Consider the following 15,230-nt stretch of genomic DNA (forward strand, 5'->3'; position numbering starts at 1 on the left):
GACACCGTCATGTTGCATATTTTCTGTCCCCACTGCGGCGAGCTGCGCTCCGAAGAAGAATTTCACGCCTCTGGCCAGGCGCACATCGCCCGCCCGCTGGACCCTGCCGCTTGCTCCGACGAGGAGTGGGGTACCTACATGTTCTACCGTGACAACCCACGCGGTATTCACCATGAACTGTGGGACCACGTTGCCGGTTGCCGCCAGTACTTCAACGTCACCCGCGACACCGTGACCTACGAAATTCTGGAAACCTACAAGATTGGCGAAAAGCCGCAAGTGACCGCCAACGGTAAAGCTGCGAACGCACCGTCGACCGTCAAAGGCCAAGGGGAAAAAGTATGAGCCAGACCTATCGCCTCGCCAGCGGCGGCCGCATCGACCGCAGCAAGGTCCTGAACTTCACTTTCAACGGCAAGACCTACCAGGGTTATGCCGGTGACAGCCTGGCCGCTGCGTTGCTGGCCAACGGCGTAGACATCGTCGGCCGCAGCTTCAAGTATTCGCGCCCACGCGGCATCATCGCTGCCGGCACTGAAGAGCCGAACGCCATCCTGCAGATCGGTTCCAGCGAAGCCACCCAGATCCCGAACGTGCGCGCCACCCAGCAGGCGCTGTACGCCGGCCTGGTCGCCACCAGCACCAACGGCTGGCCGAACGTCAACAACGACGTGATGGGCATCCTCGGCAAGGTGGGCGGCAGCATGATGCCGCCGGGCTTCTACTACAAAACCTTCATGTACCCGAAATCGTTCTGGATGACGTACGAGAAGTACATCCGCAAAGCTGCAGGCCTTGGCCGTGCACCGCTGCAGAACGACCCGGACAGCTACGACTACATGAACCAGCACTGCGACGTGCTGATCGTCGGCGCCGGCCCTGCTGGCCTGGCCGCTGCACTGGCTGCTGCGCGCAGCGGCGCCCGTGTGATCCTGGCTGACGAGCAGGAAGAGTTTGGCGGTAGCCTGCTCGACAGCCGCGAAACCCTCGACGGCAAGCCTGCCGCCGACTGGGTCAACGCCGTGATCAAAGAGCTGGAAGGGCTGCCGGACGTGACCCTGCTGCCACGTGCCACGGTCAACGGCTACCACGACCATAACTTCCTGACCATTCACGAGCGCCTCACCGACCACCTCGGTGACCGCGCACCGATCGGCCAGGTACGCCACCGTGTGCACCGTGTACGCGCCAAACGCGTGGTGCTGGCGCCCGGCGCCCACGAGCGCCCGCTGGTGTACGGCAACAACGACGTACCGGGCAACATGCTGGCCGGTGCAGTCTCCACCTACGTTCGCCGCTACGGCGTGGCCCCGGGCCGCAAGCTGGTGCTGTCGACCAACAACGACCACGCCTACCGCGCCGCGCTGGACTGGCACGACGCTGGCCTGCAAGTGGTCGCCATCGCCGATGCCCGCCACAACCCACGGGGCTCGCTGGTTGAAGAGGCGCGTGCCAAAGGCATCCGCATCCTCACCTCCAGCGCCGTGGTCGAGGCCAAAGGCAGCAAGCATGTCACCGGCGCCCGCGTGGCGGCCATCGATGTGCAGGCGCACAAAGTCACCAGCCCAGGCGAAACCCTTGAGTGCGACCTGATCGCAACCTCCGGTGGCTACAGCCCGATCGTGCACCTGGCTTCGCACCTGGGCGGTCGCCCGGTATGGCGTGACGACATCCTCGGCTTCGTGCCGGGCGATGCACCGCAGAAACGTGAGTGCGTGGGTGGTATCAACGGCGTCTACGCCCTTGGTGATGTGATTGCCGACGGTTTCGAAGGCGGCGTTCGCGCAGCCACCGAGGCGGGCTTCAAAGCCTCTGTCGGCACCTTGCCAAAAACCGTGGCGCGCAAGGAAGAGGCCACCGTGGCACTGTTCCAGGTGCCGCACGACAAAGGCACCAAGGGGCCGAAGCAGTTCGTCGACCAGCAGAACGACGTGACCGCCGCCGGTATCGAGCTGGCCACCCGTGAAGGCTTCGAGTCGGTTGAGCACGTAAAACGCTACACCGCGCTGGGCTTCGGTACCGACCAGGGCAAACTGGGCAACATCAACGGCCTGGCCATCGCCGCTCGTTCGATCGGCATCACCATCCCGGAAATGGGCACCACCATGTTCCGCCCCAACTACACGCCGGTCACGTTCGGCGCGGTAGCGGGCCGCCACTGTGGCCACCTGTTCGAGCCCGTGCGTTTCACCGCCCTGCATGCCTGGCACGTGAAGAACGGCGCCGAGTTCGAGGACGTTGGCCAGTGGAAGCGCCCTTGGTACTTCCCCAAAGCCGGTGAAGACATCCATGCCGCCGTGGCCCGCGAGTGCAAGGCCGTGCGCGACAGCGTGGGCCTGCTGGACGCCTCGACCCTGGGCAAGATCGACATCCAGGGCCCGGACGCCCGTGAGTTCCTCAACCGCATCTATACCAATGCCTGGACCAAGCTGGACGTGGGCAAGGCCCGCTACGGCCTGATGTGCAAGGAAGACGGCATGGTGTTCGACGACGGCGTAACCGCCTGCGTTGGCGACAACCACTTCATCATGACCACCACCACCGGCGGCGCCGCCCGCGTGCTGCAGTGGATGGAGCTGTACCACCAGACCGAATGGCCAGAGCTGAAGGTGTACTTCACCTCGGTTACCGACCACTGGGCCACCATGACCTTGTCCGGCCCCAACAGCCGCAAGCTGCTCAGCGAGCTGACCGACATCGACATGGACAAGGAAGCCTTCCCGTTCATGACCTGGAAGGAAGGCAACGTCGGCGGCGTGCCCGCCCGAGTGTTCCGTATCTCGTTCACCGGTGAGCTCTCGTACGAAGTCAACGTGCAGGCCAACTACGCCATGGGCGTGCTGGAACAGATCATCGAGGCCGGTAAAAAGTACAACCTGACCCCGTATGGCACCGAGACCATGCACGTACTGCGTGCCGAGAAGGGCTTCATCATCGTGGGCCAGGACACCGACGGTTCGATGAACCCGGACGACCTGAACATGAGCTGGTGCGTTGGCCGTAACAAGCCGTTCTCGTGGATCGGCCTGCGTGGCATGAACCGTGAAGACTGCGTGCGCGAGAACCGCAAGCAGCTGGTAGGCCTGAAGCCGGTCGACCCGACCAAGTGGCTGCCGGAAGGCGCCCAACTGGTGTTCGACCCTAAACAGCCGATCCCGATGGACATGGTTGGCCACGTCACCTCCAGCTACGCGTCCAACTCCCTGGGGTATTCATTCGCCATGGGTGTGGTCAAAGGCGGCCTCAAGCGCATGGGCGAGCGTGTCTACTCGCCGCAGGCGGATGGCAGCGTGATCGAAGCGGAAATCGTGTCTTCGGTGTTCTTCGATCCGAAGGGTGAGCGGCAGAACGTCTAAGGCCCTGAGATAGGTCTGCTTGAAATGCAAGCCCTGTGGGAGCGGGCTTGCCCCGCGAATGCGATGGTGGCCTCACCGCCCTCTTCGCGGGACAAGCCCGCTCCCACAGGCCACCGCTAGCATTCGGGCATTGCATGTGACCTCTGGTCTTACGGACAACAGAATTCAAGGCAGGTAAGAAATGAGCGCTATCAACGTCTTCCAGCAAAACCCCGGCGCCGAGGCCAAGGCCCAGTCGCCACTGCACCACGCCGACCTGGCCAGCCTGGTTGGCAAAGGCCGCAAGAACGCAGGCGTGACCCTGCGTGAACGCAAGTTCCTTGGCCACCTGACCCTGCGTGGCGACGGCCATAACCCGGAATTCGCCGCCGGCGTGCACAAGGCCCTGGGCCTGGAGCTGCCAGTAGCCCTGACTGTGGTCGCCAATAACGACATGTCGCTGCAATGGGTCGGCCCCGACGAGTGGCTGCTGATCGTGCCCGGTGGCCAGGAACTGGCGGTCGAGCAAAAGCTGCGTGCAGCCCTTGAAGGCCAGCATATTCAGGTGGTCAACGTCAGCGGCGGGCAAAGCCTGCTGGAACTGCGCGGCCCGAACGTGCGCGAAGTGCTGATGAAATCCACCAGCTATGATGTTCACCCGAACAACTTCCCGGTGGGCAAGGCCGTGGGCACTGTGTTCGCCAAGTCGCAACTGGTGATCCGCCGTACCGCCGAAGACACCTGGGAGCTGGTGATTCGCCGCAGCTTCGCCGACTACTGGTGGCTGTGGTTGCAGGACGCTTCGGCCGAATACGGCCTGAGCATCGAGGCTTAAGGAGAGCAGAACATGAGTCGGGCACCGGATACCTGGATTCTCACCGCCGACTGCCCGAGCATGCTCGGCACCGTCGACGTGGTGACGCGTTACCTCTTCGAGCAGCGCTGCTACGTGACGGAGCACCACTCCTTCGATGACCGGCAGTCGGGGCGCTTCTTCATTCGCGTCGAATTCCGCCAGCCGGACGATTTTGACGAAACGGGCTTCCGTGCCGGCCTGGCCGAGCGCAGCGAAGCGTTCGGCATGGCTTTCGAGCTGACCGCACCGAACCACCGCCCGAAAGTGGTGATCATGGTGTCCAAGGCCGACCACTGTCTGAACGACCTGCTGTACCGGCAGCGTATCGGCCAGCTGGGCATGGACGTGGTTGCAGTGGTGTCCAACCACCCCGACCTCGAACCCCTGGCGCACTGGCACAAGATCCCCTATTACCACTTCGCACTCGACCCCAATGACAAGGCGGGGCAAGAGCGCAAGGTCCTGCAGGTGATCGAGGAAACCGGCGCCGAGCTGGTTATTCTCGCCCGTTACATGCAGGTGCTGTCGCCCGAGCTGTGCCGGCGCCTGGATGGCTGGGCGATCAACATTCACCACTCCTTGTTGCCAGGGTTCAAGGGCGCCAAGCCTTATCACCAGGCCTACAACAAGGGCGTGAAGATGGTGGGCGCCACGGCGCACTACATCAACAATGACCTGGACGAAGGGCCGATCATTGCCCAGGGGGTCGAGGTGGTGGACCACAGCCACTATCCGGAAGACCTGATTGCCAAGGGGCGGGATATCGAATGCCTGACCCTGGCGCGTGCTGTGGGGTATCACATCGAGCGGCGGGTGTTCCTCAACGCAAATCGGACTGTCGTTCTCTGACATCCTGTACCGGCCTCTTCGCGGGACAAGCCCGCTCCCACAGGTTCATCGCCATGTTCGAAAGAGCGGTGAGCCTGTGGGAGCGGGCTTGTCCCGCGAATGGCCTGACACCTTTGTGCCTGCCGCTAAAAGACATCCCTCTGTCGCTTCCAGTCAGTGCAACCCGCCCTATCAGGCCCACAATCTCCTGCATTCCAGTAACACATGCCGCCCACGGATGGCGGCGCTTCAACCAACGCTGCATAAATAAAAATCAAGCGAGGTAAAAGCAATGTCTGGCAATCGTGGAGTGGTATATCTCGGCGCCGGCAAGGTCGAAGTGCAACACATCGACTACCCGAAAATGCAGGATCCGCGCGGCAAGAAGATCGAACACGGCGTCATTCTGAAGGTGGTCTCCACCAACATCTGCGGCTCCGACCAGCACATGGTCCGCGGCCGTACCACTGCCCAGGTCGGCCTGGTCCTGGGCCACGAAATCACCGGTGAAATCGTCGAGATGGGGCGTGACGTCGAACGCCTGAAAATCGGCGACCTGGTGTCGGTACCCTTCAACGTTGCCTGCGGCCGCTGCCGCTCGTGCAAAGAGATGCACACCGGTGTCTGCCTCACCGTCAACCCAGCCCGCGCCGGTGGTGCCTATGGCTATGTCGACATGGGCGACTGGACCGGTGGCCAGGCTGAGTACGTGCTGGTGCCATACGCCGACTTCAACCTGCTGAAACTGCCGGACCGCGACAAGGCCATGGAAAAGATCCGTGACCTGACCTGCCTGTCCGACATCCTGCCCACCGGCTACCACGGTGCCGTGACGGCTGGCGTAGGCCCAGGCAGCACCGTATACGTTGCAGGCGCTGGACCGGTCGGCCTGGCCGCTGCAGCCTCGGCCCGCCTGCTGGGCGCTGCCTGCGTCATCGTCGGCGACCTGAACCCGGCCCGCCTGGCCCACGCCAAGTCCCAGGGCTTTGAAGTGGTCGACCTGTCCAAGGACACCCCGCTGCACGAGCAGATCATCGACATTCTTGGCGAGCCGGAAGTGGACTGCGCCGTCGACGCCGTCGGCTTCGAGGCCCGCGGCCATGGCCACGAAGGTGCCAAGCATGAGGCCCCGGCTACCGTGCTGAACTCGCTGATGCAAGTGACCCGCGTTGCCGGCAACATCGGTATCCCGGGCCTTTACGTGACCGAAGACCCAGGCGCGGTAGATGCCGCCGCCAAGATCGGCGCGCTGAGCATCCGCTTTGGCCTGGGCTGGGCAAAATCGCACAGCTTCCACACCGGCCAGACCCCGACCATGAAGTACAACCGCCAGCTGATGCAGGCGATCATGTGGGACCGTATCAACATTGCAGAAGTGGTAGGGGTGCAGGTGATCAACCTGGATCAGGCGCCGGAAGGGTATGGCGAGTTTGACGCGGGTGTGCCGAAGAAGTTTGTGATTGACCCGCACAAGATGTGGGGCGCGGCGTAATTCGGCTTCAACTAAAAGAGCCCCTCCAGTTGAGGGGCTTTTTTTTAGCTGTTTTCAATTATCGTGCATTTTGTATGTTGGTTTGCCCTGATCTCAGTGTCTTTATTTGGTTTTCAATTAGACGGTATTTTGTGGTTTCAAGGTGAATATCTCGTTTGATTTGTGAAAGTAATTTTTTCTCGTGAGTAGGCTTATTCCCGACGCTCTTTTGTCTGTTTATTGTTGAGGAAAGTTTGCTTTTTTCCGCCCCTAGAGCAACTAATCGATCTCCGCTACTTGTCAGTTCGGTCTGTAGATACATCGCTTGACGTGCATCACTGGGGGAAGAATATCCAATATTTAATTGATGGTTGGTGCGCGATTCTGCAAGTCTAGCTCCAGCCGGGGGGGGAGGCAGTGGTCTACCTTCATTCGGCCGGCGTTGTGGAGCCGCTGAATAATTGTTGGCAGCCCCGCTGGCGGGGCGATTGGGAGTAGTAGGAAGGTTGCGAGAGGGAGTTCTCAAGCCCATCATGTTGCCGAGCCCCTTCAGCGCTCTGATAATCAAGATTGACGCTTGTCCAGATGGATCTATTTTGTTGATCGGATCATTCTCGCAATAAGCGTAGGCGTTTACGCCACCATCGCCAAATGGGCTCTGATGTAAATCCGGATTGCAAAAACGTCTGAGTGTCGTACTGAATTGACGGTGTCCGTTACCTAAAATGTCCATTTGGCTCAACGGATCGCGCCATTGCCCATTGAAGAGGATTAGTGTTTTGATATCTTGGGAGGAGAGATATCCATAAGGTGATAGTGACACAGCCTCAAGTTGTATGCCGAGAACTGAATTGGCACGATCAATTGACAGTAAATTTGATTTTTCCGATGTTGCGAGCTGTGCAACGGGTGTTTCTTGCGCCCACATAATTTGCCGATGTCCCTTAGCCGATATTTCAGATGCCAGGTGCCCATTTTGGTAAAAGTGCATCACATCTGAAGTTGCCGATTTTTCGGGGCGTACCGTTGCGACATCAGCGTTTTTTAAAATTTGAGCTACTGGATTGTCGGTCATGGCTTGTTGCCTTCGGAGATGTATCTAGGGTGTTCAATTTGCATGCCCGAATTTGCCAGCACAACTAGCATATTTATCAGGTGGTTGGGCATTTGGAACAAACCCCTACACTTGGAGTCCAATACGCACGTTTCCCCAGCGCTCCCGGCCAACGAGGTCCCTCCTGATGAAAGCATTCACCCTGGCAACCCTGATGACTCTGGCCGCAAGCCCGGTGTTCGCCTTCAACCTCAGCGACGCCGCTAACGCCGTGACCGCTATGCAAAACCAGAAACAACAAGGCCAAGTGCAGGCACCCGAGGCGCAGGCCAATTTGCTTAACACCTTGGGCAGCGAATTGAAGATCACCCCCGAACAGGCCGTGGGTGGGGCAGGGGCAATGCTGGGCTTGGCGCGCAATAACCTGAGTACCGATGACTATGGGCAACTGACCAAAGCGGTACCTGGCCTGGACCTGCTGGCCGGGGCCAATGCGCTGGGCGGCTTGAGTGGCTTGGGCGATTTGCTGGGCAAGAACAGCGAAAGCCAGTCGGCCCTGAGCAACGCGCTGGGCAATAACGTGGAAAACCGCAGCGACCTGGACAGTGCGTTCAAGGCGCTGGGGATGGACACGGGGATGATCGGGCAGTTTGCGCCGTTGATTCTGCAGTACCTGGGGCAGCAGGGGATTGCCGGGTCGTTATTGCAGAATTTGGGTAGTTTGTGGACTACGCCGGCGCCGTTGGCCCAGCCTTCGGTCTAGGGGGTTGTAGGGGCAGTGTGGGTATCACCGCTGTGGAAGGCTGGCGCCGTCCTGTAGGAGCGGAGCGGCACAAGGCCGCTCCTACAAGGGGCCGCGCAGGCCTTGGGCTATTGGGTCAGGCGGCTTCTGTGAAGTCCACCAGGCGCACGGGGCGGCGGAAGCCGGCGGTCAGTATCGCCAAGTAGGCCAGGCCCAAGGCAAACCAGCACAGGCCAATCACCAGCGTCAGCGCCGACAGGCTGGTCCACAGCCACAGTGTCAGCCCCAACCCTACCAGCGGCACCACGCCATAGCTCAGCAGCCCCTTGGCATTACGCTGGCTGGCATCATCCAACAGATGCGTCTTCACCACCGCCAGGTTTACCGCCGAGAACGCCACCAGCGCGCCGAAGCTGATCAGCGAGGCGAGGGTAGCCAGGTCGATCACCAGCGCCAGCAGCGAGAAGGCTGACACCAGCAAAATAGCGAACACTGGCGTACCAAAGCGCGGCGACAGGTAACCAAAGCTACGGCGTGGCAGCACGTTGTCGCGGCCCATGGTGAACAGGATGCGCGACACCGCCGCCTGCGAGGCCAGCGCCGAACCCAGGCTGCCCGCAACATACGCGGCGGTGAAGAAGTTGGTGAGGAACTGCCCGCCCGCCTTGAACATCACCTCGTTGGCCGCTGCATCGGCATTGGCAAAGCTGCTGCCCGGCAGCACCAGCTGGCTGACATAGGCCAGCAGGGTAAACAGCAAACCGGCAAACAGGGTGGTGAGGATGATCGCCCTTGGCACGTCGCGGCGTGCGTCGCGGCATTCTTCGGCCAGGGTCGACACAGCGTCGAAGCCCAGGAACGACAGGCACAGCACCGCTGCGCCCGCCATCAAGTGGCCGAAGCCCGGTTTGCTGCCGTCACCCAGCAGCGGCGACAGCAGGTCGAGCGGCTGGCCGGCCAATGTCTGGCAGGACAGCGCGACAAACACGCCGATAAACACGATCTGCGCGCCAACGATCAGGTTGCTGGTCTTTGCCACCGAGTTGATGCCGACCACGTTCAGCACTGTCACCAGGGCGATGCAGGCGAGCACGAAAGCCCAGGCGGGTACTGCCGGGAAGGCGATGTTGAGGAACAGGCCGATCAGCAGGTAGTTGATCATCGGCAGGAACAGGTAGTCGAGCAGCAACGACCAGCCGGCGAGAAAGCCGATGTTGGGGCCGAAGGCCATGTTGGTGTAGGAATAGGCCGAGCCTGCAACCGGGAAGCGTTTGACCATGAAGCTGTAGGACGCAGCGGTGAACAGCATGGCCACCAGAGTGACCAGGTAGGCGCCGGCGGTGCGGCCACCAGTGAGTTCGGTGACGATGCCGTAGGTGGTGAAGATGGTCAGTGGGACCATGTAGACCAGGCCGAAGAACACCAGAGCGGGCAGGCCGAGGACACGGCGAAGCTGGGCGGGGGTGGAGCTAGATGGGTTGGCCATTGATCGATCCAGGCTTTTTGTAATTGTGCTTTGATCGATTTTTATCCACTTAGGTGGGGTGTGACAAAGAAGTAATCCTAATGTCGATTATTAGCCTGGGTTTTAATCGGGCATTTGTCGGGTATTCATTGGCCTCTTCGCGGGACAAGCCTGCTCCCACAGGTACCGCACACACCTGGGGAAGGGTGGAGTATCTGTGGGAGCGGGCTTGCCCCGCGAAGAGGCCGGTCCAGGATGACGGCTTAGCCAATCTCCGAGCGCAGTTGCTCGATCCGCTGGTCCTTCTGCACCCACACCTGATTCACCCAGGCCTGCACAGTCTGGCGGAAGGCCGGATCATTCTCGTAATCCCCCGCCCACAGTGCCGGGTCCAGCTCTCGCACCTGAATGTCGATAATCACCCGGCTAATGCTGCCATTGAGCAACGCCCAGAACCCCGGTGCCTGGTTGCCGGGGTACACGATGGTCACGTCCAGCAACGCATCCAGCTGCTCGCCCAATGCCGCGAGCACAAACGCCACGCCCCCTGCCTTGGGCTTGAGCAGGTAGCGGTACGGCGACTGTTGCTGCTGGCGCTTGGCTTCGGTAAACCGGGTGCCCTCCAGGTAGTTCACCACGGTCACCGGCTGGCGCTTGAACAGCTCGCAGGCCGCCTTGGTGATTTCCAGGTCCTTGCCCTTGAGCTCGGGGTGCTTTTCCAGAAACGCCTTGCTGTAGCGCTTCATGAACGGGTAATCCAGCCCCCACCAGGCCAGGCCGAGCAGCGGCACCCAGATCAGCTCCTTCTTGAGGAAGAACTTGAAGAACGGCGTGCGGCGGTTGAGGCTTTCGATCAACGCAGGGATATCGACCCAGCTCTGGTGGTTGCTCACGGCCAGGTAGGACGTGTCCTTGCGCAGGTTCTCCACGCCGCGGATGTCCCACTGGGTAGGAATGCACAGGGCGAAGATGGCCTTGTCGATTTCCGACCAGGTTTCGGCCACCCACATCACCGCCCACGAGGCATAGTTGCGGCCACGGCCCGGCAACACCAGCTTGAGCAGGGCGAAGACCAGCAGCGGGCAGATCAACACCACCGTATTGAGCAGCAGCAGAGTGGCAGTGAGAATGCCGGTCAGCAGGCGACGCATAAAGAGACTCTTGTTGTGGGAGATTAACGGTTGGCAATGATAAGCAGGGCCGTGGCCTACGCCAAATGTCCAATGCCCTGCGGCGGCAACAAATGTTTCACATTATGTTGATTAGGCTTGGCACAGCGAACCTATCCTGCCAGTGCAGTCTAAGCACTGACCCTTCTCAAGGAAGCCTGCTTGTGAAATCTCTGTTTGCCATGTTGTCACTGTTGGCGCTGCCAGTCATGGCCGCCGAGCCTACGATATACGGCCGGTACGAGAACATCGCCCTGCCCGAGCTGGGCGAAACCCTGAAAGCCAAGATGGACACCGGTGCCTTCACCGCGTCGCTGTCGGCCAAGGACATCGAGCTGTTCACCCGCGATGGCGAGGAATGGGTGCGCTTCCGCCTGGCGACCAAGGATTCCGATGGCAAGGTGTATGAGCACAAGGTCTCGCGCATCAGCAAGATCAAAGGCCGTGCCGATGAAGAGGAAGAAGGCGATGCGCCGGAAATCTCCAAGCGCCCGGTAGTGGACCTGGAGCTATGTCTGGGTGATGTGAAACGCACCGTGGAGGTGAACCTGGTGGACCGCAGCACCTTCAATTATCCGCTGCTGGTGGGCTCCAAGGCGCTGCGCGAGTTCAAGGCCGCGGTCAACCCGGCCAAGAAGTTTACCGCTGGCAAGCCTGACTGCTAAGCAGTAGCTGCAAGCTGCAAGTGAGAACAGATCAGTGTAAGTTCACGTGATCCGCTTTCACTTGAAGCTTGCAGCTTGAGGCTTGTAGCTCGATGCCCCATATCCTCATCGTCGAAGACGAAGCCGCCATCGCCGACACCTTGGTTTATGCCCTGCAGGCCGACGGCCACAGCACCGAATGGGTGACCTTGGGCGGCGCCGCCCTCGACCAGCAGCGACAGCGCCCAGCCGACCTGATCATCCTGGACATCGGCCTGCCCGACATCAGTGGCTTCGAAACCTGCCGCCAATTGCGCCGTTTCACCGAAGTGCCGGTGATGTTCCTCAGTGCCCGCGACGGTGAAATCGACCGGGTGGTGGGCCTGGAAATCGGTGCCGACGACTACGTGGTCAAACCCTTCAGCCCACGTGAAGTGGCTGCGCGAGTGCGGGCGATCCTCAAACGCATGGGCCCCAGGGCCGAGTCTGCCACCGATGCGGCGTTGTTCCAGCTCGACACCCTGCGCATGCAGATCACCTATCGCGGCCAGCCACTCACGCTGACCCGCCACGAATTCCGCCTGCTGCAATCGCTGCTGGAGCAGCCGCAGCGGGTATTCAGCCGAGAACAGCTGCTTGATGCCCTGGGGGTGGCCTCCGATGCAGGCTACGAGCGCACCATCGACAGCCATATCAAAAGCCTGCGCGCCAAGCTGCGCCAGGTAGCGGGTGACGCCGAGCCGATCCAGACCCACCGCGGCCTCGGCTACAGCTACAGCCCGGACCACGCCTGATGCGCCTGGGCATCCGGATTTTTCTGGTGTACTTCCTGTTCGTCGGCCTGGCGGGCTATTTCCTGCTCAACACGGTGCGTGAACAGATCCGCCCGGTGGTGCGCCAGTCATCCGAAGAAACACTGGTCGACACCGCCAACCTGTTGGCCGAGATCCTGCGCGATGACGTCAAGGCCGGCACCTTGAGCCAGAGCCGCCTGCCGCAAGTACTCAAGGCCTACGGCTCGCGCAGCCCGGGCGCGCAGATCTGGGGCCTGGCCAAGAACCAGGTCAGCCACCGCATCTATGTGACTGACGCCAAGGGCATCGTGCTGCTGGACTCCAGCGGTGAGGTGCTGGGCAAAGATTACTCGCAGTGGAATGACGTGCTGTTGACCCTGCGCGGCCAGTACGGCGCCCGCTCCACCCGCAGCGACCCCAATGATGAAAACACCTCGGTGATGCACGTCGGCGCACCGATCATCGACGACGGCAAGATCATCGGCGTGGTCACCGTGGCCAAACCCAACAGCTCGCTGCAGCCGTACATCGACCGTTCCGAGCGGCGCCTGCTCACGCTGGGTCTGGGGCTGATCGGCCTGGGCTTGCTGATTGGCGCGGCGCTGTCGTGGTGGCTGGCGCGATCGCTGCGCCGGCTGGCGCGTTATGCCCAGGCGGTCAGCGAGGGCGAGCGTGCCGCGTTGCCGCACTACAAGGGCGGCGAGCTGGCGCACCTGGCCCAGGCGGTGGAACGCATGCGCACCCAGCTGGAGGGCAAGGCTTATGTCGAGCGCTATGTGCATACCCTGACGCACGAACTGAAAAGCCCGCTGGCGGCCATTCGTGGGGCTTGCGAGCTGCTGCAGGACGAGGGCATGCCCGCCGACCAGCGCGCGCGCTTTGCCGGCAACATCGAGCGCGAGAGCGAGCGTTTGCAGCAGATGGTCGAGCGCCTGCTCAACCTGGCCAGGGTCGAGCAGATGCAGGCCCTGGAGGATGAACAGCAGGTGGCGCTGGCGGCGCTGGTGGACGAGTTGCTGTTGGCTCATGGGGCGCGGATCGAAGGCGCCGGTTTGCACGTGCGTCAGCGGGTGCCGGCGGGTTTGCGCTTGCTGTGTGATCCGTTCCTGATGCGCCAGGCGCTGGCCAACCTGCTGGATAACGCACTGGATTTCACCCCCGCAGGTGGCGCCCTGCTGTTTGACCTGGAGCGCGACGGCGAGCGGGTGGCATTGAGCCTGTTCAACCAGGGGCAGGCGATACCGGCATATGCCATCGGGCGGGTCAGCGAGCGGTTCTACTCGCTGCCGCGGCCGGGTAGCGGGCGCAAGAGCACCGGGCTGGGGCTGAATTTTGTGGCCGAGGTGATGCAACTGCATGGCGGGGCGTTGGCGGTGGATAACGTCGATGGCGGGGTGCGGGTGCGGTTGTGGCTGCCGGTGCGGCGTATCAGCTGAGATTGCCGGGGCTGCACAGCAGCCCCAAATACACTCAAACCACACAGGCTCTTCACACAGCCTCCACGCAAGACGCAGACACTGCGCCCACTGCCACTGGAGGCCCCATGAACAAGACCCTCGGTTACAAACTCGGCATGATCGCCGTGCTCATATTGCTGCTGCTCATCCCGCTGTTGCTGATCAACGGCCTGATCGATGAACGCCAGGCCCTGCGCGACAACGTGCTGCGCGACATTGCCCAAAGTGCCAGCTTCGACCAACAGCTCAGCGGCCCGCTGCTGGTGGTGCCGTACCGCAAGTACCAGCGCCGCTGGATCGAAAAGGACGGCGAGCGCACACAGGAAACCAGCACCATTGCCGGCCACCTGTACTTCCTGCCGGAAACCTTCGCCGCCGACCTGGGCGTGGACACCGAACTGCGTGCCCGCGGCATCTACCAGGCCCGGCTGTTCCACGCCAAGGGGCGTATCAGCGGCCGTTTCAAGCTCCCGGAGCGCTGGGGCATCGACAAGGACTTCGACGACTACCGCTTCGACAAACCCTTCCTGGTGGTGGGCATCAGCGATATCCGCGGCATCGAGAATGGCCTGGAGCTGAGCTTGGACGAACACAAGGTGCCGTTCGAGGCTGGCACCCAGCTCGACTGGATGCGCGGTGGCGTGCATGCCAGCCTGCCGGGGCTGGACGGCATGCAGGCACGGGAATTCAGCTACGGCTTCGACCTTGCATTACAGGGCACCGGCCAGTTGCACATCGTGCCGGTGGGGCGCACCAGCAACGTGGACATGCGCGCCAACTGGCCGCATCCGAGTTTTGTCGGCAACTACCTGCCCAACCGCCGCGACATCGATGCCCAGGGCTTCAGCGCCCACTGGCAGACGTCGTTCTTCGCCACCAACCTTGAGGATGCCCTGCGCCAGTGCGCCACCGCCGGGCAGTGCGCAGATTTCAGCGAGCGCAGCTTCGGCGTGAGCTTTGTCGACCCGGTGGACCAGTACCTGAAGAGTGAACGGGCGATCAAATACGCGTTGCTGTTCATTGCGCTGACCTTCGCCGGCTTCTTTCTGTTCGAGGTGTTGAAGAACCTGAGTGTGCACCCGGTGCAGTACATCCTGGTCGGCGTGGCGCTGGCGTTCTTCTACCTGCTGCTGCTGTCGTTGTCCGAGCACATTGGCTTTGGCCTGGCGTACGGGCTGTCGGCTTCGGCGTGTGTGCTGCTGATCGGCTTCTACCTGAGCCATGTGTTGCGCAGCCTGGGACGGGGGGTCGGGTTTGCGGCTGGGCTGGCGGCGCTGTATGCGCTGCTTTATGGGCTGCTGAGTGCCGAAGACTATGCACTGCTGATGGGATCGCTGCTGTGCTTTGGCTTGCTGGGGGTGTTCATGGTGCTGACCCGTCGGCTGGACTGGGCGCGGGTGGGGAGGTCGGCATGA

The 15,230-nt window shown here is 61.6% G+C and carries 13 protein-coding genes; 10 read left to right on the forward strand and 3 right to left on the reverse strand.

Annotated features, from left to right (window positions below; genetic code table 11):
- Window positions 1–9 precede the first annotated feature (9 nt).
- From CKW35_RS19290 to fdhA, 5 genes are all read left to right on the forward strand, one after another.
- Entirely contained in the window at window positions 10–345 is a 336-nt protein-coding gene (locus CKW35_RS19290) for a sarcosine oxidase subunit delta (RefSeq protein ID WP_016484537.1), read from the forward strand.
- Window positions 342–3,356, forward strand: coding sequence for a sarcosine oxidase subunit alpha (locus CKW35_RS19295; protein ID WP_016484538.1), 3,015 nt, complete (start codon window positions 342–344; stop codon window positions 3,354–3,356). The genes CKW35_RS19290 and CKW35_RS19295 overlap by 4 nt, the downstream gene beginning before the upstream one ends.
- Window positions 3,357–3,537: 181 nt before the next feature.
- On the forward strand, window positions 3,538–4,170 hold the full coding sequence (locus CKW35_RS19300; RefSeq protein WP_016484539.1) for a sarcosine oxidase subunit gamma: 633 nt from the start codon (window positions 3,538–3,540) through the stop codon (window positions 4,168–4,170).
- Window positions 4,171–4,182: 12 nt separating this feature from the next.
- Window positions 4,183–5,040 carry a formyltetrahydrofolate deformylase gene (gene purU, locus CKW35_RS19305; RefSeq protein ID WP_016484540.1) on the forward strand — a complete coding sequence of 286 codons (858 nt, stop codon included), beginning with the start codon at window positions 4,183–4,185 and terminating at the stop codon, window positions 5,038–5,040.
- Window positions 5,041–5,311: 271 nt separating this feature from the next.
- Entirely contained in the window at window positions 5,312–6,511 is a 1,200-nt protein-coding gene (gene fdhA / locus CKW35_RS19310; RefSeq protein WP_016484541.1) for a formaldehyde dehydrogenase, glutathione-independent, read from the forward strand.
- A 58-nt stretch (window positions 6,512–6,569) separates the two neighbouring features.
- On the opposite strand, the gene CKW35_RS19315 is transcribed toward fdhA, so the two are convergent.
- On the reverse strand, window positions 6,570–7,565 hold the full coding sequence (locus CKW35_RS19315) for an RHS repeat-associated core domain-containing protein (RefSeq protein WP_083283738.1): 996 nt from the start codon (window positions 7,563–7,565) through the stop codon (window positions 6,570–6,572).
- Window positions 7,566–7,731: 166 nt separating this feature from the next.
- Here CKW35_RS19315 and CKW35_RS19320 point away from each other — a divergent pair, with 166 nt between their 5' ends.
- Complete coding sequence (locus CKW35_RS19320; RefSeq protein WP_023048954.1) at window positions 7,732–8,307, forward strand: DUF2780 domain-containing protein; 576 nt, start codon at window positions 7,732–7,734, stop codon at window positions 8,305–8,307.
- Window positions 8,308–8,422: 115 nt separating this feature from the next.
- On the opposite strand, the gene CKW35_RS19325 is transcribed toward CKW35_RS19320, so the two are convergent.
- A complete protein-coding gene (locus CKW35_RS19325) occupies window positions 8,423–9,772 on the reverse strand; it encodes an APC family permease (protein WP_070086837.1) in 1,350 nt (449 codons plus the stop codon).
- Between the two features lie 242 nt (window positions 9,773–10,014).
- Window positions 10,015–10,902, reverse strand: coding sequence for an acyltransferase (locus CKW35_RS19330; protein WP_095116634.1), 888 nt, complete (start codon window positions 10,900–10,902; stop codon window positions 10,015–10,017).
- 182 nt (window positions 10,903–11,084) lie between these two features.
- On the opposite strand from CKW35_RS19330, the gene CKW35_RS19335 reads away from it, so the two are divergent.
- The 4 genes from CKW35_RS19335 to creD all read left to right on the forward strand — a co-directional run bounded on the left by CKW35_RS19335 (window position 11,085) and on the right by creD (window position 15,230).
- On the forward strand, window positions 11,085–11,585 hold the full coding sequence (locus tag CKW35_RS19335; protein WP_095116636.1) for an ATP-dependent zinc protease: 501 nt from the start codon (window positions 11,085–11,087) through the stop codon (window positions 11,583–11,585).
- A 92-nt stretch (window positions 11,586–11,677) separates the two neighbouring features.
- Window positions 11,678–12,358 carry a two-component system response regulator CreB gene (creB, locus tag CKW35_RS19340; protein WP_023048955.1) on the forward strand — a complete coding sequence of 227 codons (681 nt, stop codon included), beginning with the start codon at window positions 11,678–11,680 and terminating at the stop codon, window positions 12,356–12,358.
- The gene (gene creC, locus CKW35_RS19345) at window positions 12,358–13,794 is read left to right on the forward strand and encodes a two-component system sensor histidine kinase CreC (protein WP_095116638.1); all 1,437 of its coding nucleotides are present in this window, start codon (window positions 12,358–12,360) and stop codon (window positions 13,792–13,794) included. Before creB ends, creC begins: the two co-directional genes overlap by 1 nt.
- Window positions 13,795–13,901: 107 nt before the next feature.
- Window positions 13,902–15,230, forward strand: a complete 1,329-nt coding sequence (gene creD / locus CKW35_RS19350; protein ID WP_095116640.1) for a cell envelope integrity protein CreD — start codon at window positions 13,902–13,904, stop codon at window positions 15,228–15,230.

This window comes from Pseudomonas sp. Irchel 3F3, from assembly GCF_900187545.1.
Taxonomy (GTDB): Bacteria; Pseudomonadota; Gammaproteobacteria; order Pseudomonadales; family Pseudomonadaceae; genus Aquipseudomonas; species Aquipseudomonas fortuita.